At 43.2% G+C, this 26445-nt stretch carries 27 protein-coding genes and 2 tRNA genes; 10 read left to right on the top strand and 19 right to left on the bottom strand.

The genetic code is table 11. The annotated features are described in order from the left end of the window. Nucleotide 1 precedes the first annotated feature (1 nt). The 5 genes from AAC033_RS12490 to AAC033_RS12470 form a co-directional block, all read right to left on the bottom strand. A tRNA-Pro gene (locus AAC033_RS12490) sits at nucleotides 2-76 on the bottom strand. A gap of 14 nt (nucleotides 77-90) precedes the next feature. Further along, nucleotides 91-179, bottom strand: a tRNA-Ser gene (locus tag AAC033_RS12485). A 586-nt stretch (nucleotides 180-765) separates the two neighbouring features. Next, on the bottom strand, nucleotides 766-2370 hold the full coding sequence (gene lnt, locus AAC033_RS12480) for an apolipoprotein N-acyltransferase (protein ID WP_339738583.1): 1605 nt from the start codon (nucleotides 2368-2370) through the stop codon (nucleotides 766-768). Next, on the bottom strand, nucleotides 2367-3305 hold the full coding sequence (locus tag AAC033_RS12475; RefSeq protein WP_339738581.1) for a metallophosphoesterase: 939 nt from the start codon (nucleotides 3303-3305) through the stop codon (nucleotides 2367-2369). Before AAC033_RS12475 ends, lnt begins: the two co-directional genes overlap by 4 nt. After that, a complete protein-coding gene (locus AAC033_RS12470; protein WP_339738579.1) occupies nucleotides 3283-4038 on the bottom strand; it encodes a 5'-nucleotidase in 756 nt (251 codons plus the stop codon). The genes AAC033_RS12475 and AAC033_RS12470 overlap by 23 nt, the downstream gene beginning before the upstream one ends. Before the next feature lie 111 nt (nucleotides 4039-4149). Here AAC033_RS12470 and AAC033_RS12465 point away from each other — a divergent pair, with 111 nt between their 5' ends. Further along, a complete protein-coding gene (locus AAC033_RS12465) occupies nucleotides 4150-5181 on the top strand; it encodes an N-acetylmuramoyl-L-alanine amidase (RefSeq protein WP_339738577.1) in 1032 nt (343 codons plus the stop codon). Beyond that, nucleotides 5181-5588 carry a DCC1-like thiol-disulfide oxidoreductase family protein gene (locus AAC033_RS12460; protein ID WP_339738575.1) on the top strand — a complete coding sequence of 136 codons (408 nt, stop codon included), beginning with the start codon at nucleotides 5181-5183 and terminating at the stop codon, nucleotides 5586-5588. The genes AAC033_RS12465 and AAC033_RS12460 overlap by 1 nt, the downstream gene beginning before the upstream one ends. Here AAC033_RS12460 and AAC033_RS12455 read toward each other — a convergent pair. From AAC033_RS12455 to AAC033_RS12420, 8 genes are all read right to left on the bottom strand, one after another. Beyond that, nucleotides 5585-6127 (bottom strand): DUF4924 family protein, encoded by a 543-nt coding sequence (locus tag AAC033_RS12455; RefSeq protein WP_339738573.1) that lies wholly within the window; start codon nucleotides 6125-6127, stop codon nucleotides 5585-5587. The two genes, AAC033_RS12460 and AAC033_RS12455, sit on opposite strands and share 4 nt — an antisense overlap. Before the next feature lie 2 nt (nucleotides 6128-6129). Further along, the gene (locus AAC033_RS12450; protein ID WP_339738571.1) at nucleotides 6130-6510 is read right to left on the bottom strand and encodes an RNA-binding S4 domain-containing protein; all 381 of its coding nucleotides are present in this window, start codon (nucleotides 6508-6510) and stop codon (nucleotides 6130-6132) included. Nucleotide 6511: 1 nt separating this feature from the next. Next, nucleotides 6512-7078: an aminoacyl-tRNA hydrolase gene (pth, locus tag AAC033_RS12445; protein WP_339738569.1), complete on the bottom strand. Its 567-nt coding sequence runs from the start codon at nucleotides 7076-7078 to the stop codon at nucleotides 6512-6514. 85 nt (nucleotides 7079-7163) lie between these two features. Then, the gene (locus AAC033_RS12440) at nucleotides 7164-7790 is read right to left on the bottom strand and encodes a 50S ribosomal protein L25/general stress protein Ctc (protein WP_339738567.1); all 627 of its coding nucleotides are present in this window, start codon (nucleotides 7788-7790) and stop codon (nucleotides 7164-7166) included. A 108-nt stretch (nucleotides 7791-7898) separates the two neighbouring features. Next, complete coding sequence (locus AAC033_RS12435) at nucleotides 7899-8837, bottom strand: ribose-phosphate pyrophosphokinase (RefSeq protein WP_339738565.1); 939 nt, start codon at nucleotides 8835-8837, stop codon at nucleotides 7899-7901. A 142-nt stretch (nucleotides 8838-8979) separates the two neighbouring features. Beyond that, on the bottom strand, nucleotides 8980-9579 hold the full coding sequence (gene yihA / locus AAC033_RS12430; protein WP_339738563.1) for a ribosome biogenesis GTP-binding protein YihA/YsxC: 600 nt from the start codon (nucleotides 9577-9579) through the stop codon (nucleotides 8980-8982). Between the two features lie 16 nt (nucleotides 9580-9595). Further along, entirely contained in the window at nucleotides 9596-10576 is a 981-nt protein-coding gene (locus tag AAC033_RS12425) for a type I phosphomannose isomerase catalytic subunit (protein WP_339738561.1), read from the bottom strand. 24 nt (nucleotides 10577-10600) lie between these two features. After that, on the bottom strand, nucleotides 10601-10900 hold the full coding sequence (locus AAC033_RS12420) for a Dabb family protein (protein ID WP_339738559.1): 300 nt from the start codon (nucleotides 10898-10900) through the stop codon (nucleotides 10601-10603). Nucleotides 10901-11032: 132 nt separating this feature from the next. Here AAC033_RS12420 and udk point away from each other — a divergent pair, with 132 nt between their 5' ends. Together udk and AAC033_RS12410 are read left to right on the top strand one after the other, a co-directional pair. Then, nucleotides 11033-11638, top strand: coding sequence for a uridine kinase (gene udk / locus AAC033_RS12415; RefSeq protein WP_339738557.1), 606 nt, complete (start codon nucleotides 11033-11035; stop codon nucleotides 11636-11638). A 2-nt stretch (nucleotides 11639-11640) separates the two neighbouring features. Continuing rightward, nucleotides 11641-12363, top strand: coding sequence for a 3'-5' exonuclease (locus AAC033_RS12410; protein ID WP_339738555.1), 723 nt, complete (start codon nucleotides 11641-11643; stop codon nucleotides 12361-12363). Nucleotides 12364-12718: 355 nt separating this feature from the next. Here the strand turns inward: AAC033_RS12410 and AAC033_RS12405 are convergent, their stop codons facing one another. The 3 genes from AAC033_RS12405 to AAC033_RS12395 form a co-directional block, all read right to left on the bottom strand. Next, a complete protein-coding gene (locus tag AAC033_RS12405) occupies nucleotides 12719-13696 on the bottom strand; it encodes a hypothetical protein (protein ID WP_339738552.1) in 978 nt (325 codons plus the stop codon). 106 nt (nucleotides 13697-13802) lie between these two features. Next, nucleotides 13803-14261, bottom strand: a complete 459-nt coding sequence (gene smpB / locus AAC033_RS12400) for an SsrA-binding protein SmpB (RefSeq protein WP_339738550.1) — start codon at nucleotides 14259-14261, stop codon at nucleotides 13803-13805. Continuing rightward, nucleotides 14251-14835: a YIP1 family protein gene (locus tag AAC033_RS12395; RefSeq protein WP_339738549.1), complete on the bottom strand. Its 585-nt coding sequence runs from the start codon at nucleotides 14833-14835 to the stop codon at nucleotides 14251-14253. Before AAC033_RS12395 ends, smpB begins: the two co-directional genes overlap by 11 nt. 59 nt (nucleotides 14836-14894) lie before the next feature. Here AAC033_RS12395 and miaA point away from each other — a divergent pair, with 59 nt between their 5' ends. Beyond that, a complete protein-coding gene (gene miaA, locus AAC033_RS12390) occupies nucleotides 14895-15821 on the top strand; it encodes a tRNA (adenosine(37)-N6)-dimethylallyltransferase MiaA (RefSeq protein ID WP_339738548.1) in 927 nt (308 codons plus the stop codon). Between the two features lie 45 nt (nucleotides 15822-15866). Here the strand turns inward: miaA and AAC033_RS12385 are convergent, their stop codons facing one another. Further along, nucleotides 15867-16607: an acyl-ACP thioesterase domain-containing protein gene (locus AAC033_RS12385; RefSeq protein ID WP_339738547.1), complete on the bottom strand. Its 741-nt coding sequence runs from the start codon at nucleotides 16605-16607 to the stop codon at nucleotides 15867-15869. A gap of 100 nt (nucleotides 16608-16707) precedes the next feature. Here AAC033_RS12385 and map point away from each other — a divergent pair, with 100 nt between their 5' ends. From map to AAC033_RS12365, 4 genes are all read left to right on the top strand, one after another. After that, complete coding sequence (gene map / locus AAC033_RS12380) at nucleotides 16708-17478, top strand: type I methionyl aminopeptidase (RefSeq protein ID WP_339738545.1); 771 nt, start codon at nucleotides 16708-16710, stop codon at nucleotides 17476-17478. Between the two features lie 82 nt (nucleotides 17479-17560). Next, complete coding sequence (locus AAC033_RS12375) at nucleotides 17561-18868, top strand: HAMP domain-containing sensor histidine kinase (protein WP_339738542.1); 1308 nt, start codon at nucleotides 17561-17563, stop codon at nucleotides 18866-18868. A gap of 78 nt (nucleotides 18869-18946) precedes the next feature. Further along, nucleotides 18947-19330 carry a co-chaperone GroES family protein gene (locus tag AAC033_RS12370; RefSeq protein ID WP_339738540.1) on the top strand — a complete coding sequence of 128 codons (384 nt, stop codon included), beginning with the start codon at nucleotides 18947-18949 and terminating at the stop codon, nucleotides 19328-19330. A 182-nt stretch (nucleotides 19331-19512) separates the two neighbouring features. Beyond that, nucleotides 19513-20805, top strand: coding sequence for an aminotransferase class I/II-fold pyridoxal phosphate-dependent enzyme (locus AAC033_RS12365; RefSeq protein WP_339738538.1), 1293 nt, complete (start codon nucleotides 19513-19515; stop codon nucleotides 20803-20805). Between the two features lie 274 nt (nucleotides 20806-21079). Here the strand turns inward: AAC033_RS12365 and AAC033_RS12360 are convergent, their stop codons facing one another. After that, complete coding sequence (locus tag AAC033_RS12360) at nucleotides 21080-21466, bottom strand: hypothetical protein (protein ID WP_339738536.1); 387 nt, start codon at nucleotides 21464-21466, stop codon at nucleotides 21080-21082. A 1014-nt stretch (nucleotides 21467-22480) separates the two neighbouring features. Beyond that, nucleotides 22481-25126, bottom strand: a complete 2646-nt coding sequence (locus AAC033_RS12355) for a TonB-dependent receptor plug domain-containing protein (RefSeq protein WP_339738534.1) — start codon at nucleotides 25124-25126, stop codon at nucleotides 22481-22483. 915 nt (nucleotides 25127-26041) lie between these two features. On the opposite strand from AAC033_RS12355, the gene AAC033_RS12350 reads away from it, so the two are divergent. Beyond that, the gene (locus AAC033_RS12350; RefSeq protein ID WP_339738532.1) at nucleotides 26042-26368 is read left to right on the top strand and encodes a multidrug efflux SMR transporter; all 327 of its coding nucleotides are present in this window, start codon (nucleotides 26042-26044) and stop codon (nucleotides 26366-26368) included. Nucleotides 26369-26445: the final 77 nt, after the last annotated feature.

Here is a 26445-nt window from a genome sequence, read left to right as displayed (position 1 = left end):
GTCGGGATACCAGGATTCGAACCTGGGACCCCCTGCTCCCAAAGCAGGTGCGCTAACCGGACTGCGCTACATCCCGAAAATATTTTGATGCGGAGAGAGGGGGATTCGAACCCCCGGTACGGTTTGACCCGTACGCCGGTTTAGCAAACCGGTGGTTTCAGCCACTCACCCATCTCTCCAGAAATATCGTGACTAAATTCTTTAATCTCCTAACTCAGTACTCGTAGAACTAAATCTACTCAAGGGGACAAGCCCGTTTTGAATGTGCGTGCAAATATAGAACTACTTTTGGCTTTAGCAAAATTATTTCAACAAAAAAACCATTGATTTTATGCCATGGAAATCAAAGCGTCTAAAAGCCAGACAAAACCACAGCCATCGGGTTTTCAAGGGCATTTGTACGCAGAAAAAACCGGAAAGTTAATGACACGAAAAACTTGTCATTCAATCTCGTTATAAATCAATGAGATATTTCGATAATGTTATTAAATCAATGATTTTACTTGCAAAGTCTGCAACGGCAGACTATATTTGAACCAAGAAAACGTTCTTTCACAAAGATATTGTCCGCATTAATTCAAATTTGGTAAATTCAACAGTTTACATTGAACCGAGCAAGCTTTTGGACGTAAAGACAGGCCTTGTAGCCTCGAGCAATCGAGGTGAGTAGTTTAACTACCGGTGGAAGTCTGATCGGACAGGCACTCAAATCCTTTTGATCAGGGATTTTACGCAAACGAATTAATGCGGATTTTTTTTGTCTTTTTAGTGGTTGTATTTCGTTTTCTTTCGCACCAAGAGTGACAGCAAAAGCAGGACTGACACAAACGCGCTTACCCGCCCTACAAAATCCCCATATTGCACATAAAATGTTATTTCCTGGTTGGCTTTAAGGTCCCCTTTCAATGCTGCTTCGGTCCACCATTTCGTTGCTTTCACGATATCGCCCCGCTGGTTGATCAACGCAGAGATACCAGTATTAGCAGAACGTGCCACACTTCGGCGGCTTTCAACTGCCCGCAAACGGCCATAGGCCAACAGTTGACGATAGCCTGGCGAATCCTTCCACCAGCCATCGTTGGTAAGAATAAAAATGAGATCAGCACCCTGCTGGACAAATTCACCCTGGTATTGTCCAAAAACTGACTCAAAACAAATAATTGGAGCCACCTTCAAGTCTGACACACTGATAAAATTAGTTGGCTCACTCTGTTTCCCCAGGCTTCCGGTCGCTCCCCCCAAGTCAACAATAAATTTCTCAACAAAAGAGAAATAGCGGCTAAATGGCATTTTTTCTGTTCCGCTCACTAGCTTACTTTTGTGATAGATTTGAATGTCTGACTGGCGATTGATGAGCAAAGCAGAATTGTAAAGATCATAGTGAAGCTTTTCTCCAGAATCCTTTCGAGCTGTTTCCGAAAGCGCCTCTCCTTCCTGAAAGTAGCGACGGGTAGTGGCTCCCATCACAATGTTCAATTTCGGATAGTTTTCGACCCAGCTATAAAATGGCATAAGCTGTGGATCAAGGCGGAGCTCCTTATTTTCAACCATAGGCTGCAGCGCAGTCTCCGGCCCAACAACAAAATCCGTTTCCGAAGTGACCAGCGAGTCGGCTAAGCGCAGCAAGGTATTTAGCTGACGATACGATGTCTCAGCTTTAAATTTTTCGTGATATGGATCGATATTGGGCTGCAGAATAAGTATTTCATAGGCAGTCCCTGTTTCGTTGTAACTATTGTACCGTTTTTGGGAAAGCATCATTGGAAAAAGCACCAGCAGAAGAAATAAACTGATGTAAGCCACAGCTGCCTTCAAGCGATATCCGTCAAAGACGTATTTTAGTCCCTGGAACAAGATCAAATTGCCAGCCAGAATCCAAAGTGAACCTCCCATTACTCCCGAATACTCGTACCACTGAATGAACTCCACCTGGTTGGCAAAGCCGTTTCCCAAGGTAAGCCAAGGCCATTCCATATCCCAATTATAGTGCAGGTACTCGAAAGCCAGCCAAAAGGCCAGCAGAGAGATCGGCCCCAGCCTGGATTTAAAATTCCGCTTCATCTTGTGATATAGCCACCAAACGAAAGCCATCAACAAAGCATTCAGCGAAACAATGATCACCATACCAAAAGGAGCAGCATATGCAATCCACCAACAGGTCATCACGTTCCAAAGAAAGAAACCAAGAAAAGCATAAGGTAGAAAACTGATATCGGGAAGTATAGCCCGCCTGCGGAAAAAATGGTCCTCAACAAAAAAGAAAGGCACGAGGGCACCAAATAAAATCCATCCGGGAAACAGTTCGAGCCAGGGTAAACTCAACAAAACACCACTCAAAACGGTCAACAAAACAAGCTGGTATTTTTTCATTTACTGACTGGTATATTCTGTGATAAGATCTGTTTATCTTCTTTCTTGTTACGGTCAAAAATAAAATCGATGCGCCCCAAAACCATTCCGCCCCAACCGGCCTGATTCACCAGAACTCGGTTTCCGTCGGCATTCTTTAGCTCTAATGGCGAATCGAGAAAGCTATGGGTATGCCCACCAATAATTAAATCGGTATGATGAGTCTCCATGGCCAGCAACGTATCAGATATTTTTACCTCCTTGTATTGCAGGCCCAGGTGCGACAGACAAATGACCAGATCACAGCCTTTTTCATTTTTCAAGAATGACTCCATTTCAAGCGCCACTTTCACCGGATCCTTAAATTCGGTCTCCCCATAGTTCTGCTCACTTACCAAACCATTCAACTCAATTCCAAGCCCGTATACGCCAACTTTAACACCGCCTTTCCGGTAAATGGTATACCCAGGAAAAGTATCATACAAACGTGTTCTTGAAAAATCATAATTACTACATACCAGCGGGAAGTTGGCAAATTCGATTGACATTTCAATGCCGTCGAGACCATTGTCAAACTCATGATTTCCAATCGTACCGGCATCATATCGCATTTCCGACATCACTTTCAAAATCAGTTCGCCCTTGTAATAATTAAAATATGGTGTTCCTTGAAACATATCGCCGGCGTCGAATAGTAAAACATTTCTTTCGTTTTCCCTGATCTGGTTAATCAATCCCGACAGGCGCGCAAGTCCGCCGCGCCCCTGATAAATGGAATGATCTTCGGAGAACGGATCAATACGACAATGAATATCGTTGGTGTGTAAAATGCTCAAGCTAACCAAATCCTGAGTTGCCAGTAAGTCGGCTGGCAAGTGCATCAAACCTAAACCTGCTGATGCGCTAACCAAGTCGCGAATAAAATTTCTTCGGCTATTCATAATAAATTCTCCCATCCGTTGCTCCCTGGATTCTTCGTCCACTCTGAAGTTCGCTCTCCAAGTTTTCTATGATGATATCTCTAATCTTCAGTCCGGTTTCAATCATCTCCTTACGATTAACCAACATGCTCATGTCGTCGCCTCCCGCAGCAATATAATCATTGGTAACCACCCAGTAGTCTTTGTTTCTCTCAAACTCCTGACCGTCGACTTCCAGGCTTCCAATTCGACTGCCCTCAATTCCTAAACGCATGCCGGCTACGCCATCGCCTCCCCTTAGCGCAATTTGCTCAACAAACTGCTCCATTGTGGTACCAGACAGCTTTAACAGTACCATTTCGTTCTCAAATGGCATTAGTTGATAAATATCGCCAACCGTTATTTCCCCTTTTGGAAGAGAAGCACGCAATCCCCCATAGTTCACGTAAGCCACATCGGGAACAAAGGCCTGCTTGGTTATGCGGCAGAAGGCCACTCCTGAATTTAAGAGCATGTCGGCCACCAGGTTCGTTAGCTTGCTTTCAGGCTTCGATCGTATCAACTCCTCTTTTGAAATTGAAATCACCCGCGACATATCACCCTGCAAATTCTGCCGGTAAGGTGCAACCAGATCGGCAATTTCAGTATTATATGCTACGACCAACGAATCATTGGAAATATTCCGTTTCTCCACATCACTGACTACCAGCAATGTTCTGCACGAAAACAGGATTATTAACAGAGTACTGAGGATAACTGGATGGCGCATTCGTTTTATTATTCAGAAATAAAAAATAGATTTATTCAAAATTACATTTTCATCGCTTACTACAAAACATTAAACTGAGCATTTCGTTTTAACCAAAACAGATTTAACTCCATGAGGTACCATCATTTTGTCATTTTCTTGCGACTATCCCATCGGTTTTCGGCCCTCGTTTTTTTCTTGCTTATTTTGGTATCTTCCATGCAGGCTCAGGATTATCAAACCACCGTCGCCAAAAATGGCGAGGGAATTTACAGCTTGTTAAAACGCCATGGTTTATCTCCTTCGGAACATTTAAATGCTTTTATTGAACTCAACAAAGGCAAGTTGGGCAAAGATAATGCCTTGTTTGCAGGACAGACCTATAGCTTGCCACAAAAAGAACAAGTGAGCCAATCTTCGACAACTGGTGGCGCTATTTATCCCATTTTTGGGAAAACATACGAACAGGTGAATCCCATTGACAATCAGCTCCAGGGAGCCGTTTACTATTTACTGAGCGGACATGGAGGCCCCGATCCGGGAGCTGTTGGCAGATACAGCCACCACACCCTTTGCGAAGACGAATACGCCTACGATGTTACCTTGCGCCTGGCCCGCCGGTTGATTGAGCATGGAGCATTGGTTTACATGATTACACGTGACGAGAATGACGGTGTTCGCGACGAAAGCTTTCTGAAACCTGACAAAGATGAAACCTGCTACCCCGACCTACCGATTCCGCGAAACCATCTCAAACGGCTGCAGCAACGAAAAGATGCCGTTAATAAGCTATCCATCAATCATAAAGGAAGTTTTCAAAGACTGGTCATCATTCATGTTGACTCTCGCAGTAAAGGTGAAAATATTGACGTGTTCTTCTACCATGATCAACGCAGCAAGACCGGCAAAAAACTGGCCAACAACCTGCAGCAAACGTTCAAAAAGAAATACGACACCCACCAACCCAACCGAGGCTATCATGGCACGGTTTCAGACCGAAACCTGTACGTTTTGAAATACAGCTACCCTCCGGCGGTTTTTATCGAACTGGGAAATATCAACCATTTCAGAGACCAGCAACGGTTTATTCAAAGTAACAATCGGCAGGCATTGGCAAACTGGCTGGCTGAAGGTTTGCAAACCGATTTCAAAAATAATAAGTAATGACATTCGTTTCCCCGGATAAAGCCCTGATTTTATTTGACGGATATTGCCATCTGTGCAGCCGGTCAGTTCAATTAATTTTGAAATTTGATCATCAAAAGCAATTTCTCTTTGCGCCACTATCAGGCAAAATTGGTGAAGAAATTAAAAATAGATTGATTATTTCGGAGACGATCGATTCCATTATTTTAGTTGAAAATGATCAATTTTATATCGAATCGGAAGCTGTGCTGAAAATCGCAGATCGACTCGGAGGTTTATTTAATCTTGTTCTTGTTGCACGAATCCTGCCACGAAGCTGGCGCGACTATCTATACAAACTGATCGCTTCGAATCGCTTCAATTGGTTCGGTCGGCGAAACAACTGCATGCTGCCAAATCCAGAAGATGCCGATCGGTTTCTTTAAATTTCGAATTTTCCTTTTTCGTGCTGCAAATAGCGAGCTGACAAGTGCCCCATCATTCTACTAATGTGATCGATGGCAGTTTGGGTTGACGGTGAGATTTCCTTTTTCTGCAACCTCAACAAAATAATGCTGTAAAGCGCCTGAAAAGCCATCCGGATATCATGCTCATCCGTATCCGTGCTTTTCAATTTGAACTCATTGATTACCGGCTTCGCTAGCTGAAACAAAGTCGGATATTGGGGATCTTTCCCTGACTGAAGCAGCTGCATGTGAAACCGGTTGAGATCGTCGATTAAGTTCAAAATGAACTGCAAATGGCCGCTTTTTGTCACCCGCTCCTTTTCCATCATGCTAGCCAGATTTTTATACCAATCATATATTTCCAGGCGGGTATCGTGATCCACGTCGAACCGGGCAACCAGTGTTTTCCCAATCTGATCCGGATCAAAATTCAAGGCCCGAAGCAAATCCTCAACCTGCCAAAGGTAAAGAATGTATTCGGCCATATTTGTTTGTCGCTTTTCCTTGGCTATCAGCATAATTATTCCGTTTCAAAAAAATCATCCAAATCACGTCGGTCTTTCTTTGTTGGCCGCCCTGTCCCCCGCTCGCGCTGAAACCATCCGGAATGCTTTTGAACTTCCAGAATTTCCAATTCTTCTTTTGGAGTCACATCTTCCATGTAGTCCGAAACCAACTTGGCACCCATTCGTTTATCGGCCAATTCCAACACTTTATAACTATAAGTAACCGGCGTTTTTCTCACTTTAACAACATCGCCTATCTTGACAACGCGTGAGGGCTTGACGGCCATGTCGGCAATATAAACACGTCCTTTTTTGACTGCTTCCGTGGCCATGCTCCGTGTTTTAAACACACGAACCGCCCAAAGCCACTTATCCACCCGAATCGGATCGCTCATACTATTTTCGTTTATTGAATTGATTCATTGTCCTGGCTATTCCAATGGTGCCAAAACTTTGAATAATCTCAATGCAGGTATCGATTTTTTCGGCCAACTCCTTGACTTCATCTTCCGACCATTCTGACAATACATAGTCGACCTGCTGCCCCGGATGAAATTCATCGCCAATACCAAATCGCAGGCGCGCATAATCACTACGCCCGGTTACCTGTTGAATGCTTTTCAGTCCGTTATGCCCGGCATCGCCTCCCTTAGCCCGCAGACGAAGCGATCCAAACGGAAGGGCCAGATCGTCAGTTAAAATCAAAAGGTTTTCGAAAGCGATTTTCTCCTTCTGCAACCAAAAATTGACTGCCCGCCCACTCAAATTCATGTAAGTAGTTGGTTTTAAGAGAATAAACACACGCGACTTAAACTTATACTCAGCCACGTAGCCATAACGCTTATCGCTAAAACGAATATTGGACGCATCAGCAAGAGCGTCCAATATTTTAAATCCTATATTATGCCGGGTGTTTTCATATTCACTCCCCGGATTTCCAAGTCCTACGATTAAATACTTCATCCGTAAAACATCTTATTTTTTTTATTATTGAAAATACGGATGAAACGTCCCCGCCAGAATCTCAGGGCAGGGTCGTTCCCTAGGTCTATTCTTCTGATGACTCTTCAGTTTCAGCTTCAGCTTCTTCCTCTTCTTCAGCAATAGGAGCCATACCCATAGCGGCACGAGCAGCACGGGTAATCACAATAGAAACAACTGGTACTGATTTGCTATTCAAAAACTCAATATTATCCAGTTTCAATTGCCCTACCTTAAAGCTGTCGCCCAGCCCCAAATTGGTAATGTCGATGGAGATGGTGTCGGGAAGATCTTTCGCTAAGGCTTTTACACGCAAACGGCGAAGGTTTGTTTTCAGCTTTCCACCCGATCGCATCCCCTTGGCATAACCTGTAACCCTAATTGGAACGTCAATCTTCACAGGCTTTTCTTCTGTAGTTTTCAAGAAGTCAACATGCAGAATTTGCTCATCAACCGGATGGAACTGTACATCTTGCATAATAGCTTTGTAAGTTGCCCCATCGATTTCCAAATCAATTAAATACACGTTTGGCGTGTAAATTAACGGACGAAAATCGCCGGCATCTGCCACAAAATGAATAGGAGCTTCGTTGCCATACAAAACACAGGGAACTTTGCCTTCACTTCTTAACTTTTTTGATTCCTTTTTACCAAGACCTTCTCTTATCTGGCCTTTAATTGCAATTGATTTCATTTTTAAAAATTTTAGTTTATTATGATACTCAGTCCTCCCTTTTGTTAAAAGGGCAAACAGCATACATAACACTGATGCCGTTGGAAAAAGCGGTGCAAATGTATCAAATTATTTATAGAATAACGAACTAATTGACTCATTTTTATAGACTCGCTGAATGGTTTCAGCGAATGCATCAGCAGCGGAAATATACTTAATCTTCGTTGATTCTTTTTTAGGTGGAATTGAGTTGGTAAAGTAAACCTCCTGCAAAGCCGACTCCTCAATACGTTCATAGGCAGGCCCCGACAATAGACCGTGGGCCGCAAACGCACGAACCGAGTTAGCTCCTTCTTTAATCATCAGGCCGGCAGCTTTGGCGATGGTTCCTGCGGTATCGATCATATCATCAACCATAATCACATCCTTGTCTCGCACATCGCCAATCAAGGTCATGTTACCAACTACATTGGCCTTCGCACGTGATTTGTGACAAATAACCATATCGGTTCCAAGCATTCGGGCGTAGGTATTGGCACGTTTGGTTCCCCCAACATCAGGCGAAGCAATTACAATATCACGCAATCCCATGTTTTGAATAAACGGAATGAATAAGGCAGATGCAAACAGGTGATCAACTGGGACATTAAAAAAGCCTTGAATCTGATCAGCATGCAAATCCATCGTAATAATGCGATCGACTCCGGAAGCAGACAGCAGGTCAGCAATCAGTTTTGCGCCAATGGAAACACGTGGTTTATCTTTCCGGTCTTGCCGTGCATAACCAAAATACGGAATACAAGCAATGATTTTGTAGGCCGATGCGCGTTTAGCTGCATCAATCATCAACAACAGCTCCAGTAAGTTGTCGGCTGTTGGAAAAGTTGACTGGACAATGAAAACGTGAGCTCCACGAATCGTTTCTTCAAAACAGGGTTCAAACTCGCCATCGGCAAAAACCGGGCAGGAAGATTTCCCCAGGTCAACATTAACACTCTTACAAATCTCGGTGGTCAGATACCTTGTTGCTGTACCTGTAAAAATCTTTAAAGGAGCCTTTTTTGACATGTTCTCTCTTTTAATTTTGTAGCTTGGGATTGCGCGCAAAGGTAAAAAAATCTTTAAAATAACCTTCGCACACTGCTTGTAAGTTATTTAAAATTGATAAAAGTCACAGGAGGGCATATTGTTAACAAACTGCCCCACAGGACTAACCGAGATCCGACATGCTGTTTTCAACAAATCCCAGGATGTCTTCCTTTCCGGCTCCATCTTCAGCCGAACTGACAAACATCGGAGGTAATTCGGCCCAGTGTTCCAATAACTGATCTTTATAGTCTGAAATGTTTTTAGCCAATTTATTGGTTCCCAGCTTATCTGACTTCGTAAAAACCAAAGCGAAAGGAACTTCTTTTTCGCCAAGCCAGTTGATAAATTCCATATCAATTGTTTGCAGTTCGTGCCTTGAGTCGACCAGCACAAAAAGGCAATACAGGTTTTCACGCTTGAGCACGTAATCAACAATGTATGCTTGAAATTTTTCTTTGCTTTTTTTCGAAACCTTGGCGTAACCATAGCCCGGCAAATCAACCAAATACCATTGTTCGTTAATTAAAAAATGATTGATCAACTGCGTCTTGCCGGGCCGTGATGAGGTTTTGGCTAGCTTTTTCTGTCCGGTAAGCATGTTAATCAATGAAGATTTGCCCACATTAGACCGGCCAATAAAGGCAAACTCAGGCTTGGTGGGCTCCGGACATTTTTGCACATCCGAATTACTCATTAAAAAGCGGGCTGTCTTGATCTCCATTGAAATTGTTTTTTTTTTACAGATGTACTTCCAATAGTTTAACACTTGCTGCGGTGGGGTTTAAAAAGAACTGCTCCAACACTGCCGGCACCAAAATGGTCTCGCCTTTTTCCAGCGCAACTATTCCGTCCGAATAGTCCAGTTCACAAGCTCCTTCCAGGCAAATATAAATCACGAACGAGTCCAGCTTGTGAATATCGCACTCCAGCTTTTTGTCCAGCTCCAGTACATTTGTCGTAAAATAATCGCATTTAACCACCTCAACCGGCTCATTCCTCTTGGCTTTGTATTCTGTTTTATAAGAATCAGGAACGGTAAAATCGATGGCGTCCAAAGCCAGTTCGGTATGTAACTCCCGCGTGTTACCGTCCGAATCTTTCCGGTCGAAATCGTATATGCGGTAAGTTACGTCAGAAGTCTGCTGAATCTCCGCCACCAAAATGCCACGCCCGATGGCATGAACCCGGCCGGCAGGCATAAACAGAATATCTCCTGCTTTCACTTCCTCAAAGTTCAGGATATCCATCAACTGCCCCGCTTCAAATTTCGCCAGGTACTGTTCTTTGGTCAACTCTTCCTTAAAGCCCAAGTTCAGCTTGGCCCCCGGATCAGCTTGAAGTACATACCACATCTCGGTTTTGCCAAAGGCTTGGTGACGTTTTTTCGAGAGTTTATCATCCGGATGCACCTGGATGGACAGATCATCATTGGCGTCGATAAATTTGACCAGCAGTGGGAATTCCACACCAAACTTTTCGTACACCCGGTCACCAACCAATTCGCCCATGTAGATCTCAATCAGTTCTTCAAGGGTATTTCCCGCCAAAAAACCATTGTCAACCACCGAAACCCGATCCTGCACACCACTGATTTCCCAACTTTCGCCACAATTAGGGAGATCGCCAAAATCCTTACCCAAGTGCGTTTTTATCTTGTGTCCACCCCATATTTTATCCAAATACTGGGCTCTAAATTTCAACGGATATAAATTCTTCATTCGTCTTCTTCTTTGGTTGGATGATTAAAACTCAAAATCAACGGCTGCGCGTTCAACCGTTGTTTCCTGAACCAGCTCCACCACTTTTAGGTGATCAGGATGTACCCGGTAGATATCTAAATCGGACACCGACTCAAAATGCGAAATCAGGCAAACGTCATACGATTTGGCATTGAGCTCATAGTTTAAACCAACTTCCAAATATTTAACCTGCTCAATTTTATCCTTCAAGGATTCGAGCGCCTCTTTTATTTTACTCAACACCGCTTCCTTTTCTGCCTCAGGGTATCCTTTCAATTTAAAAAGAACCACGTGATTGATCATAGTCTGCAATTTTTAATATGGATTTATCTTTCGCCTGCGAAGTTAACATTTTCCAACGGCTGAACCATAAATCGGATGAGGAATAATGGAAATCAACGTGGCTTGTTTATCTTTACTTAAAATTTCATCCGAATGATCATTATTGGAATTGCCGGGGGTACAGGTTCTGGAAAAACCACCGTTGTACGAAAAATCATAGAGCAACTACCACAAAATGAAGTGGCGGTTATTTCCCAAGACTCGTATTACCGTGATAGCAGCCATATCCCAATGGAGCAACGTAAGGAAATTAATTTCGATCATCCCGATTCCATTGAATTCAGCTTGCTAACCAAACACCTTTCGGAACTGAAAGCGGGCAACAGCATTGAAGAGCCGACCTACTCCTATCTAACCTGCACCCGTCAGCCCGAAACCAACACGATCAGTCCAAAGTCGGTGTTGATCGTTGAAGGAATCCTGGTGCTGTCAAATGCATCGCTTCGCAAACTCCTTGACATCAAGGCCTATGTTGATTGCGACTCTGACTTACGACTTTCCCGGGTTATCCGGCGCGACATCATTGAACGAGGACGCGATGTGCAACAAGTTCTCGCCCGCTACGAAGAAACTGTCAGGCCGAGCCACCTGCAATTTATCGAACCCACCAAACGGTTTGCCGATATCATCATTCCACAAGGCGGAAACAACACCGTGGCCATCAATATCTTTACCAATTTCATAAAACAACATCTTTAGCTATGTTAAACAATATAAACGTCGAAGACCTACTTTTTATCGATATTGAAACGGTCCCGCAATATCCTGAATTCAGTGAACTGAAGGAGGATTTCCAAAAACTGTGGGAAAAGAAATCAACCTATTTCCGTGCCGAAGACCAAGGGCCGGACGAGGTATATGAAAGGGCAGGAATTTATGCCGAATTTGGAAAGATCATCTGTATTTCGGCTGGCGTAATCACTCAAAAACAAGGGGAGCGTTTTTATCGTGTAAAATCGTTTTACGATGACAATGAAAAGAAACTGCTTTCCCAGTTCAACGACATGCTGAACAAATTTATGTCCCATCCTGGCAAGCGGCTTTGCGCTCACAACGGGCAGGAGTTCGACTACCCTTACATTGCCCGGCGGACACTGATAAACGGCTTATCTTTGCCCAAAGCGCTTGACATTGCCGGTATGAAACCATGGGATTTGAAAGAGAAACTGATGGACACCCTGCAACTGTGGAAGTTTGGCGACTATAAAAACTACACCTCACTCAGCTTGCTTTGTGCGGTATTTAATATTCCAACGCCCAAAGACGACATTGACGGCAGCCAGGTTGCCAAGGTATATTACCACGACGGAGATCTGGACCGGATCATTCGCTATTGCGAAAAAGACACGCTGGCTGTTGCCAATCTAATTCTCCGGTATAAAGGCGAAGCAATTATCCCGATGGAGAATATGGAAATTGCTTAACTCAATTATTAAACCGAAAAAGAAAAAACTTGGCGATTACTTTTCTTAGAATAGGAGAATGCTAATTCTCAGTGAAAATTTGAATTCATCTCGTCCAAGTGAGGCACCTACACACCTAAGTGTGGCAAGTACATGTCTAAGCGTGAGAGTTAAACCTATCGATGATGCACTTACACCTCGAAACACGACAGTTACACGTCTAAGTATGGCATTGACACCTCTAAGTGTGTCAGCTGCATCTCTCGACGTCATACGGAGAGCCCTAGGTATACCATTGAGACATGTATCTGACCAGATTCTTTTCGCCTCAAGAAATTGAACTGATCCGGCATAAGCTTGAAACAAGTCTTTCTGCTTATTCCTCCTCCATAGCCGGAATTTTCATCGACCCAAGATTGGTAATCTGGTAACCTGACATACTAAACTGCTTATTGGCATTGTTGTCAATATCGGTTACCCGCATAACCGAACGTTCGCCTGTTTTTGTGTTTTCCGACTCCGACTCCATAACAAATCCCCAGGGCATGCCGTGCGAATAGGTAGCCGATTTCAGCATAGTGCTCATAAAATCGCGTGTCATAATGTTTACATCCTTGCTGATCCAAAAACTGGCTTTTGTCTCGTCTTCGGGATTGTCGTAGCGGTACTCTTCGCAGCGATAACCCTCGACGGTCTTTGTCCGCCCTGTTTTTTCTACGTAGGGGCTCATAGCCAAGTTGGTCATATCAGCATCTTCCAACTCTTCATATGCTTCCGTATCAACTCCGGTGTCGGTCAATCCCTCCATGTCAAAACCATACACAATGCCTTGTCGCTCGCCATTTTCTTCGGAAAGAATGATCATGGCCTTATTCTTAAAGTCCATGATGAAGGTGCCTTGACCTTTTTGCTTCATATCGCCACCAATAAACTCGTAGGCAAAATTTTTCCCGTTTGGATTGATGTAAGTGATAAATTCTCCGTCGCTGTCTTTATCACCATTTTTTTTGTACGACTCGATATGCATCTGGAGCTTGGAATCAAAGGCATAAGCATTTTCAATCGGCACAGGCTCGCCCGACATTGCAATCCCTTTCATCATCTTCTGAAGCCGTTCATTTTGCTTTTCGGAAGTATTGCTAGGGTCCGAATCCTCCGCGTCATCTTCAAAAACTTTATCCAGGCTTTTGTCAACCTCCTCGTCAACTTTTTGATCAACCTTATCTTCTACTTTATTCTCGATCTTGTCCTGCACTTTCTTGCTCAATTTATTGAGAAATCCTTGTGCCGAAGCAGTTCCGGAAACGGCTACCAGAAAAAAAAGGACCATGACTGGGGGTAAAAACTTGTTCATAGCATTCTGTTTTTTTAGCGTTGAAAAACTAAGAAGCTACAAGTTACAACAATCATGGTCACACATGCAAGTGCATAGCAGAGTTTTTTATCCGCTAATTTACGGACTAGAATTTCATGGCACGATCCATGTCACGTCTGGCGTCCTTTTCCTTCAGAGTATCGCGTTTATCATGTGTTTTCTTACCCTTTGCCAGACCAATTTCGAGCTTAGCGAGCCCCCTGTCGTTTAAAAACATGCGAAGTGGAATAATGGTCAACCCACTTTCCTTCATTTTCTTTTGAAGTTTTTCCAGCTCCTTTTTATTTAGCAAGAGCTTGCGGTCGCGACGGGCTTCGTGATTGTTGATATTGCCAAAATCGTATTCCGAAATATTCATGTTCACCACGTACAATTCGTTGCGGGTAAAACGGCAGTAGGCTTCACCCACCGAGGCTTTCCCATTTCGTATGGATTTAATCTCAGTGCCAACCAACTGAACACCGGCAATAAACTTCTCTAAAATCTCATAATCGAAATAGGCACGCTTATTTTTTATATTGATATTTTGCTTTTTATGCACCATAACCGTAGAACGCTTGTAATAATTTCCAACTGAATACATTCAAAAGGATGAAGATAAGAAAAATCAACAGTAAGGCGAGCATGGTATACCGATTCTGATTCTCCGGCACGATATTCAAACTACCTTTGACTCCTTGCACAAACAGGAAAATACCATAAAGCCCCAAAGCACTTAAAATATACAGGCCGGGAAACAAACCTGTCAGAAATGAAACCATCAGAAAAGGAAGAAAAGAATAGGCAACCAGACGGGTGACAAGCAACTTATTTTTCCCGCCTCCCACGCTGGTCAACAACTCATTCAGCAGGTAAACCGACAGATAAAACTGGAGGACGTAACTGATGACTTCACGAACGGACTTGGCCACAGCGTAACTAAACAAAACCTCGCTTCCCTTAATCAGCTCACCTGTAAAAACAGCTAATCCAACCAACAGCACCAGTGGAAGAAAGTAGTTTGAGAACACCGATTCCGGTTCTACTTCTTCCTTCTCTCCCCGCCAAAACTTATTCGGCTCCATCAACACGTTCGCACACGTTTGAAAAAGCAGCTGGTATCGACCTTTAAAATCCATAATTTCTGGTTTTGCGTCACAAAAATACATTATTTTGTAAACCTTAAAGAGAAATATCGATGAAACAACGAAAATATCACATGCTGACCATCCTCGGTCCAACAGCCTCGGGCAAAACAACGGTTGCTGCTCACGCTGCGAAACGACTTGGCGGAGAAATCATTTCAGCCGATTCGCGTCAAATTTACAGGGGCATGGATTTGGGTACCGGAAAAGATTACGAGGACTATGAAATCGAAGGGCAACCGATTCCTTATCATTTGATTGACATTGTTGATGCCGGGTTCGAATACAATGTGTATCTGTTTCATAATGATTTTCTAAAGGCTTACAACGACATCACCGAACGGGAAAAATTTCCGGTTTTGTGTGGCGGTAGCGGATTGTATATTGAAGCGGTTTTAAATAATTATCAATTAATCCAGGTTCCAAAAAATCATGACCTCCGGAAAGAAATGGATCCCAAAAGCCTGGACGAGTTGGTTCGCATACTGCTTGACATGAAACCCGAACAACATAACACCACCGACACCGAAAACCGCCGCCGGGTAATTCGTGCCATTGAAATTGAAACCTACCTGAAACAAAACCCGGAGCTGAGCAACAATATGCCTGAAATTAACAGCTTGGTGGTTGGCGTAAAATACGACCGGGAACACCGGCGTAAACGAATTACCGAACGGCTGAAACAACGGCTCGAAAATGGCATGTTGGACGAGGTGCAGCGCCTGCTTGACAAGGGCCTGACACCCGAACAACTCACCTATTACGGACTGGAATACAAATACCTGACGCTGCATCTGATTGGAGAAATGAGTTATGAGGAAATGTTTGCCAAACTCGAAATTGCCATCCACCAGTTTGCCAAGCGCCAAATGACCTGGTTCAGACGAATGGAGAAACATGGCACCAAAATCCACTGGCTTGACGGATTTATGCCGCTGGAAGACAAACTCACAAAAATCAGCCAATGGCTGGAAAGCTGATCAAATCGATTTAACGAATTTCGCCTTGCAGGTAATCAGCTGACTTCATGCGTTGCGTTCTCGCCAGTGGAGAATCATGGTACAAAGATCAACACCATCAGATTCGCGCACAATGGTTGATTGGTAGCGGGTATCATCAATCCGGCTGGTATCCACCGCCAAGGCATCGCCGGCCATGCCCTCTTTCAGGTAATTCACTTCCAGATCGGCCAGCTCAAACCGATCTAAAAAGTCAATGCCAAAGGCATCAAGCACCCGTTCCAGGAATTTCACACTGTTAAAATGCTTGTTCACATCCAACTCACTAAACAGAACCGGATAAAAGCGAAGATCTTCTGAACGGCCTTGGGGTTTAATGCGACTCGGATTGCGGCAAACATCCTGCCCATCAAGGCGCGGAAAGGTGTCCCTAAAATCACGCAGCCTGAAAATACGTTTGGTTTCCATGTTCAAAATCAGCCAGGCGGTACTGCCCCGGAGCAAAACTTCATGCTGCTCATTTTCCAGAATAAATTCGCGATAAGCATAAATCCCATCCGTTCCGGCCGACCAGGTGTTTAAGGTAATCTTCTCTTGCCACAAAGGATATTTCTCCAATTCAAAATATACCCGCGACAGTACCCAAAACATGTTGTTGCCTTTCAAATCATCATACCCCCATTCCATCACCCTCGCATGAGCCCAGGCGGCTTCAAGCATGATATTGAATAAGGAAGTGACCGACGCCTGCGCATATTGATTGGTATGATAGGCTCCAATGTTGATTTCCTGGATATATTTATTCATCTGTTTGGCTTTTTTTAAACTTTTGGACAAAATTATTGTTCAATTTTGAAAATAAAGAACGTTTTGCGACTTTTGCGAAAATTTTTTCTATAAAAACAGAATGAGCGATATTATAATTAAAACGCCCGAGCAAATTGAAGGGATAAGAAAAAGCAGTCAGCTGGCGGGACAGTCGCTGGTGATGATTCAAGAATTTGTGAAACCAGGCATAAGCACGGGATTTCTCAATGATAAAATCGAAGCATTTGTGCGAGACCACGGAGCAGTTCCGGCCACCATCGGATACAACGGCTACCCGAAGGCTACATGCATATCGCTCAACGAAGTCGTTTGTCATGGAATTCCTGGAGAAAACGAGATTTTAAAAGAAGGCGACATTCTGAACATTGATGTCACCACCATTCTGAATGGCTACTATGGCGATACCAGCAAAATGTTTGCAGTCGGCAAAATTTCAGATAAAGCCCGCCGGTTGATTAATGCCGCCAAACATTGCCTTGATCTGGGCATTCAGCAAGTACGTCCGGGCAACTATGTCGGAAACATCGGCTTTGTGATTGCCCGCTATGCCAAAGCGCAAAAGTACAGCGTGGTGTACGAGTTCTGTGGACACGGTGTGGGATTGGAATTTCATGAGGCCCCGCAAGTTGACCACGTTGCACGCAAGAATACAGGCGACATCATGGAAGCCGGCATGACTTTTACCATTGAGCCCATGATTAATGAAGGACGTGCTTCAACCAAAGTCGACAAAGTTGATGGCTGGACGGCCCGCACCAGCGATGGAAAGTTATCAGCTCAATATGAACACACCATTTTGGTTACAGCCGATGGTTATGAGGTACTTTCGGACGTGTTGGGCGAATATTAGTAGCCTGCCTGCCTAAAATCGTTTTCTTTCGTAGTGCAATAGTTTGTCGAATTGGCTATTTTAGTATAAAAATTTGAACCCCGTGAGCGAATTCTTAAACTACTACTTGAAATTATTCATTTTCAATGTTGACGACACCTCGTACGAACGCTTGGAAGAGAAGAAAAAAAGCATTCTGCTGAACCTGTTCTTCTATATGTTTTTCGTGGCTCTGAGCCTTTTTGTGATCAGCAATATTTATAAGGCAGACTACCAAACGGCCATTTTCAATTCTGTTTCTCTTGTAGCGGGAGGTTTCACCTTTTTACTGCTCAAAAAGACAAAGGATCTTCTTGTTCCATCCCTCGTTTTTGTCTTCATCATTTTCAACATCAGTACCTACTTTTTTTTGACGGGAGGAAGCAACGAATCAGGCATTGCCTTTGCCTTAATGCTACCCTTACCAGTGATCTTGATCCTGGGTAAAGAACGTGGAATTATCGCCCTGATTCTGTTCTTTATTGCCAATGCCCTTGCTTATTACTTTCTGCAAGATCAACCGTGGTGCCCCAACTACAACTACAGTTTGGTTTGCCGGCTTTCCATTGTGTTTCTGTTTATTGCGGCCATGGCCTTTGCCAACGAATTTGTGTTCGAAATCCTTTACAACCGCCTGGAAAAACTATCCATCTCGCTGAAGTCGAGTCAGCAGAAATATAAAGACCTGGCAGTCAACAAGGAAAAATTCCTGTCCATTATTTCCCATGACCTTAGCGACCACGTGGGAAGTTTCATGGCTATTTCGTCGCTGCTGAATGAGCAGTATGACGAACTGCCCAAGGAGGAAAGAATGAAGCTCATTAATAACATGGCCAACGTATCGAAACACAACTACAAACTGCTGCACGATTTACTGACCTGGTCAACCGTTCAGATGGATCATATTCCCTATTCGCCCAAGCCTTTCAAACTTGAAAAGATTTACCGCGAAGTCATTGAGCTCTTCAACCCGCTGATTGAAGAAAAGAAACTGCTGATCTTTCTGAAAATGAAAAGCAATTCGGAAATCTATGCCGACTATCATATGGCCAGTGCCATTTTACGAAACTTGGTTTCCAACGCCATTAAGTTCTCGCATCCCGGAGGCGAAATCCGCATTTCGGCCCAGGAGCAAGACGACAAAATGCTCATCACCGTGAGCGATACCGGTGTGGGCATGACCAACGAAGCATTGCTTCGGTTCAATTCCTCGCTGTCTTTTTCAAACCCCGGAACCATGCAGGAACCGGGAACCGGAATCGGGCTGATCCTGACCAAAGAATTTGTGCAGAAAAACGATGGCCAAATCTATATCGAAAGTGTACCCGGCGAAGGAACCACCGTGAGTTTCACCCTGCCGCTGGTTGACTGATTGCTGGTCCGAAAAAGGGAATTCATTCTCTGCAACAGCGATAAACTTTTATCTTTGCCCCTAAAAAATAACAAAACCATGTCATTGATTATTGAAGAAAAAGATTTGAAGAAGTTCATTATGGTTGGCGACCGTGTACTGGTCAAACCGAAAAATCCGCAAACCAAAACCAAGTCCGGGTTATACCTTCCACCCACCGTCCAGGAGAACGAAAAAGTACAAAGCGGCTACATCGTTAAAGTGGGGCCGGGTTATCCCATCCCGGCGATGACCGATGAAAATGAGCCCTGGAAAAATCAAAAAGAAGACGTCAAATACATTCCGCTCCAAGCCAATGTTGGCGACCTGGCCATCTATTTATCCAAAAGTGGTTTCGAAATCGAATTTAACAAAGAAAAATACATCATATTGCCACACTCGTCCATTCTGATGATCATTCGGGACGAAGACCTGTTGACGTAATTTCAAATTGAAGCCAAAATAACCAAGATCCGATTTATAAATTACGATTTGTAAAAATAAGCTAATCTTGAGTTTCAAATTGAAAGAAGAAGTAAATCAAATCAAGTTTTTTTAATAAATTGCAGCCGATTTTATCCAAAATAAGGATAGAAAGCAATGCAAAAACAGTTAAATCAATCAATATGAATCCACAAGCCGAGGAACTAAACAAAATTATCAAAGCTAAAAACCTAGTTATTTACGATCTTTTGTCGAAAAAAGGAAAGAACATTTTCTTCCCCAAAAAAGGAATATTAGGACAAACTGCCGATGCAAAAAGCACCCGAATAAATGCCACTATTGGAGCAGCTGTTGAAGATAACGGCAGCCCCATGCGTTTGGGAAGCATTGAATCCAATGTCAAGCTTGATCCGTCACTGGTTTTTCCTTACGCTCCAAGCTTTGGCCGCCCCGATATCCGGGCCAAATGGCAAAGCATGATTTTTGAGAAAAACCCATCCTTGAAAGATAAAACAATCAGCTTACCCGTTGTTACCAATGCCTTAACCCATGGTGTCAGCATGGCAGGCTACCTGTTTGTTGACGAAGGCGAAAAAGTGATTGTGCCCGATTTATTTTGGGGCAACTACAACCTGATTCTAAATCATGCCTACGGTTCTGAAATCAACAAATTCAACTTGTTTAAAGATGGCGGATTCGATCTGGAGTCGTTTAAGGCTAAGCTTGACGAAGGCGGAATCGGAAAAAAAGTGCTGATCCTGAACTTCCCCAACAACCCGACTGGCTACACACCAACCATTGAAGAACAGAAGGCGATTGTTGCCATCATCAAGGAATCGGCCGAAAAAGGAAACAAGATTGTCGTGTTTTCCGATGATGCTTATTTTGGACTGGTTTACGAAGAAGGCATTGAAACCGAAAGCATCTTCGCGCAACTGTGCGACCTGCACAAAAATGTACTGGCCCTAAAAGTGGACGGCCCAACCAAGGAAGACTACGTGTGGGGATTCCGCGTTGGTTTTATGACCTATGGAATAAAAGGGGGCGATGCCGAATTGTACGCGGCACTGGAAGCCAAAACCGCCGGAGCTGTGCGTGGAAACATTTCCAATGCGGCCAACATTTCACAGTCGTTGCTGCTTAACGCCTTTGAAAATGAAGCCTACAAAGAACAGAAAGCCGAAAAGTTCGAGATCATGAACAAGCGTTACCATGCCGTGAAAGACGCTTTAAAAGATGAAAAATACGCTGAATACTTTACGGCACTGCCCTACAACTCGGGTTATTTTATGTGTGTGCAACTGGCCGAAGGATTGGACGGTGAAAAAATCCGCAAAATTTTAATTGACAAATACAGCATCGGAATCATTAACCTGAACAATGTCATCCGCGTGGCTTTCTCCGCCATGGCTGCCTCGGATGCCAAAGAGTTATTTGAAGGCATCTACAACGCGTGCATAGACTCGAAACAATAGCGATATCGATATTCTAACAGATAGCAAAAGGCTGTTCCAAAAGGGGCAGCCTTTCTTGCTGCACGTTTTTCCAAAGGTTCGGGACTCCCTTCGGTCGCAGTTTCAAGTTCCAGGTTTCAAGTTGCCCAACCACTGGCTAAAGAAGTATTCAATCGCAATCCCTTTTTAGTAATACCCAACCACTTGCGATTAATGACAATTGAGAGACTATCAATGACCAGATCGAGCTATCTCAGTACATCAAGCATCCGAGCATCCTGCATCAAGTCCCGACCTACACACGTTGTAACTGGTACACCATAAAGAATAACGCCAGGCCGATGGCCACCAGGCCCATATTGAAAAAGCGAGCCCAGCGCGGCTTTGCCTGCCCAAGAAGAAAGGCGACTATAGCTACAAACCCGCTGATCAATAGCCCAGAGAAATAACTCAGCGCCTGTGCTTCAACCGGCACCACCTGGTCCGAAACAACAGCCGGCAACACAATCTGATCGGTCAACAGGATCCACAAGGCGAACAAACCCAGCAAGACAAAGGTGCCTTGCCCAAGCTGTTGGTACAGTCGTTTCTTTTCGACCCACGAAAAAATAATCAGCCCGATAGCTAAAAATAAGATCCACTGCGAACTGGTTGTCAAGGTTAAAAAAGCTTGTCGTTCCATCGTATTTGTTTTGCTCAAAAGTGTTCATTTTTTGGCAGAGAAAAAAATAAGGTTTCGCTTATAAGCTCAAGGGCTTAGTTAGATCTTACAGTTTTTGTTTCAGCAGTCAGGGTTTCACCATTGCCTTATGAATCTCGTATGGCCCCCACGTGACTTGTCCGGATTAAGTCCATACTTTCTCCCAGGTTTCTGTTACCTCAGTAGTAAAAACCTAGTTTAAAGCTAGGAGAGACTATTTAGAAATATAAAGGCTGCTCCGATCTAAAACCAGACCAGGACACCCCAAAGGCCTAAAATAGTATCCAGATGATCTGTTTTATAGCAAAACCCAGTATCGTGGGGAGCGAAAAAATAAAGGTTTTGAGGTGCTACGCATGGTTTACAAAGTCAAGACAGCGAACCCCTTCCTGAAATCCCCGGGGACAAGCTGTTACCTATGAGCTCCAAACAAGCGAGCCGGAAAAGAATCTACAAACAGATTTGTTTGATTCTTGATAAAGTCTCTGATGATAAAAAAATTATAAATCATTAAGTAACATATGGGCATTGAAGTTCCCAAAATAATATTAATTCTTGCGATTCCTGTTTACTTTCTGTCAAAATAGACATTGTGTAGGCCGGAAATTGGAAAAATTAAGAGTAGAAAATTTCTTACTACAATTCCAACAGCAATTCTGAGCCCCTTTTTGTGCCTTGGATTCACAATGATTTGGATTTTTTCAATCTCGTATTATTCCACGACTGATTTCTAAAAGCAGGAATAGACTGAAAATAAAGGAGAAAGATATAAGATATCAAATGACATTAGTAAAAGTGAATTCTTTATTGGAAAAACCAAGCTTGAAGTCATTGAGCTTTTAGGGGATGATTCTTATGATGAAAACCATATTTCATCTGATACAGGATTTGTGTCTGGATTATTCAATATCGAGCCTGATCTGTTGGGCATTTATTTTAAAATGGAAAAGTAATTAAAGTAGAACAACATAAAACTCAAAGAATAGAACTCAGCTTTTATTCAGATGTCCGGTTTAACTGGCCCACATACCTGCAAATTTCGCCTCTATTGGTAATTCCCTCCAAAATATAGGAATATGTTGTATTTGGGTCGGCAGCATAAAACTGGATGGTTGTTATTCCTGATTGGTCAATTTCTATTGTTGGATCCCAATAAACGGTCGACCGCACGTCCGGGTCCCGGGAAATCCGGACGGAATCGACCTCGTATTTGGGCACATAAAATTCGCTTGGCTTCTGATACCCAAGTGGCATATACTTCACAACGCCGGCCAATTGGCGATCGAAACTCCCCCCCGTTTTTGTAATGATCAGAATCACGCCACCCATTCCACCGCCACCCTGGCTGTACAAGACCGCGTTGGCGCCATTCAGTATAACAATTTTTTCAATTTCAGTTGAACTGATGGATGAAAGCAAAGACATATCCGCATTCATTCCGTCAACATAAATTTCGGCCGGCGTACTTCCGCCCCGCATGAAAATCTGGTCGCTGGAATAGAATACACCGGGCAAGGTTTTGACAATAAAATCAGCCATTTTCTCCACCGGAAATCTTTCAGCCAATACCTCTTCATCCATAACCGTGCTCGACAGGCCATATTCTATCATGTCCTGTGTCCTTTTGTCGGCTCCTTTTACCACAAATTCATCGAGCAGGATCGTTCGTCCATCGACTTCATAATACATCCGCTGCTGCGCGTTCTGAAGCAGACGCTCTGACGTTGGGCGAACCCTCGTGGATAAGCGGTTCCGGTTCGAAAATTCGGGAAATGAATCTTTATCCACTTGAATAAATCCCGCCGGCTCCTGTCTTATTTTGGTATATTTTTGCGATTGAAGTGTAAATACCGTGCTATCAGGAAAGTCGAGTTCATTAAACAAAAAGTTCCCGTTTTCATCCGCTTCTGTCGAAACAGAGATCAAGGGCTTCACGGCCAAAGCGGTAATGGATACCCCTTCACGTTTTCCTAAAAGAGTCGCTTCGTATGTGCCGGAAAGGGTTTGTCCCACTTCCAGAAAATGCCGTGGTTGTTCCAATTGATTATGAATGACCTCACCAATATTAAATCGCCGCCACCCTTGTGTCAACATCAGCAAGTCCAGGTAATAGTTTGTCCTGTAATCATCATGCAGAAAGTAAAAGGCCGGATCCTCAATATAACCTTTTAAGTCTGACGTCAACAGCAAATTCGAATAAATATGATCGGCTAACGAATCATGCTCAACCACCATATCGTCAGTCACTGACAAAGAGAAATCTCCCGTCCTGGTAAGTGTGTCCTTGTTGTGAAGCTTGATCGAAAGTGCAACCTCTTCACGCTTGCTATAATTTGGCTGATCAGGCTGAACAGAAACCGTAACGGCATCAACCTTTTTCACAAAGACCAAACGACTTGAAACCGGTTTCCGATTTCCATCAACCAATACGAGGTGAATAATTCCTTCGGGCAAAAGCTCGGTGGGAATGTTGTATTGCAACTGCTCAACAAGCTGCGTGAAAAGTAAAACCTCGCCGGAATGAGCGACGATTGAATAAGGCTTCGGTAGGTTTTCGCCTCGCGCCCGGATCTGAAGATGCAAAAAATCACCTAAGCGTTTAACCGAGAGAGCCGCCCCTTCCGAAACAACCGGGGGCAAACTAAAGCGCTTTGTTTTCCCTTTTGAGTTGGTTACAAACACCACATAATCAACACCAATAAGCGGTTTAATTGTCAAAACGCCCAGTCCCCGGTGCTCACTTTTAAAAAATGACAGGGTATCGGTTCCATTCTGAAGAACATAGCCCGACACTTCCGTCGAATAACCGTCCTGGGCGATTGCTTTAAAAGCTACGCTCGTTTCCTTCCCTGCAAGGAATACTCCTCCTTCCGGGAAAAACTGGATATCAAAGTCAGCTTCTACATCGGCTGGAATAAAGAATTTATTCGAATACGCCGTCGAGCTCTTTTCAAAAGCAACTTCAATAAACTGATTTTTCATGACTTGATTTTCACGAACAAAATCAAAATTGATTTTTCCGTCCGATCCTGTTTTCCGTTTGAATGTTTCCGTTTGATTTTCATCCAACTTGACTTTGCAGATGATCGTCGCGTCTTCGATCGCATTTCCAGATTGATCAGAGAAACTGACAGTAGCCGAGGTTTTCCCCTCTTCATCTGTTTCGTAATCAATTTGTGAAACCACTTTCCCTGGTTGAAAATTTACAATTTGGATGGTCTTTTCGAAAAGAAAGTCAGCATCGTTGTTTAACATCCAGGTCGTATAAGCCCGAATGGTGTATTCTCCTTCCTGAAGTCCTGGATCCAATTTGATATGACCTGAAAATACGCCATCCAGTTGCTTAATTTTTTGCCGTGCAATTAACTTCTCCGATTTGTCAAAAAGTTCGACATAAATAAACCGACTCCAGGCCAGCGGTGCATGGCCTGTTGCGGTTACCAGGTACGCTTTAAACCAAATCTTTGATCCGGAACTGTAGGTGGACTTATCGAAATGCAGATATAACTTCTCCATGGGGGGACGTTCCTGCATTTTCAAAAATGCTGAGCTGATCACATCTTCCGAATCCTGGCTGTATGATCTTGAATTGAAAAACAAAAGCGAAAAGAGAATAATCAAGGGGCAAAATACTGGCTTCATGTTGGTCGTAAGAAAGTTTCCCTAAATCAACCATAATATTTGGACAACTCAAAGTATTAAGAAAATTAATGTTGAAAATAGGATCATAAAAATTGAATCGACACCTCTCTACAAATAACAAAAGATGGGAATGTCGTTGGAATTAAATAATTTTGGGGTCGTTGGTTGATTGGAAAACTAAGTCTGCCGACTCGTTGTCGTAGCGGTGGCGATGATTAGACTGAGTTGTTGATCCCAGATTAACCGGCGAATTCACGCTTACAATTTCTCCGTTTTTAAGACACCGGAACTTGAAAATACAGTTGAGAACTCAAAAACGGTGAAAGCAAACTTGATAAAATATAAAGCATGGCAACATTGCGCAAACTAAGGCGGCAGATCTCAATTTTAATAAAACATGAGATCTAGACGTTGGAAATTAACATTAAGACTTAAAAGAAAATCCTATTTGACTCAAATTTCGATATTCTATTTGTCTTCATTTGCATTCGTTTTGTTCGTCTTACCATTCATCTATCTGACAGACAAAATACTGGGAGAGAATAGCAATGGACCAGAAGCTGGGGCATGGATTGCCACCGTATTGGTTACTCCATTTTTTGAAACATTCCTGTTTCAACGTTTGCCATTTAATCGAATGCAAAACTGGAGTTTGACAAGAAACAAATATGGTCTCTATATTTTAGTTTCATCAGTTATTTTTGCTTTATGCCATTATTATAGTTTACAATACATGATGATAACATTTGCAGGAGGCCTCGTTTTAGCATATACCTACTTTTTCTATTGCAAAACGCCTAAAGTTGCTTTCTGTACTACTGTATTAATTCATGGCTTAAGAAATTCAATGGCACTTATTGCACTAATATTTGACAAACGATAAGCATCAGACTAAAACAATAGACATCAGAAACAATGAACTGGATTATCATCATTATTGCAGGCTTGTTTGAAGTGGCCTTCGCTTTTTGCCTGGGCAAAGCGAAAGAAACCGCAGGAACCGAAATGTATTTATGGTACGCCGGCTTTTTGGTCACCCTGAGCGTAAGCATGGCTCTGCTGATTAAGGCAACACAAACCCTGCCGATTGGAACCGCCTATGCAGTGTGGACAGGCATTGGAGCAGTCGGAACGGTTTTAGTCGGAATTTTTGTGTTTAAAGAACCCACCACCTTTTTGAGGCTGTTCTTTCTGGCTACGCTCATTGCTTCGATTATTGGACTAAAAGTGGTATCGAACTAACTGGTCAATTTCCTCATTAAAAAAAAGATGTCACTATTTTTTTTATTTTTAATGCCTGAAGATTTTTAACACTGAAA

Origin of the sequence: uncultured Sunxiuqinia sp. (genome assembly GCF_963974515.1) — a bacterium.
GTDB lineage: Bacteria > Bacteroidota > Bacteroidia > Bacteroidales > Prolixibacteraceae > Sunxiuqinia.
Note: the sequence above shows the minus strand (reverse complement) of the source record. Positions and strands in the feature narration are given on the sequence as shown.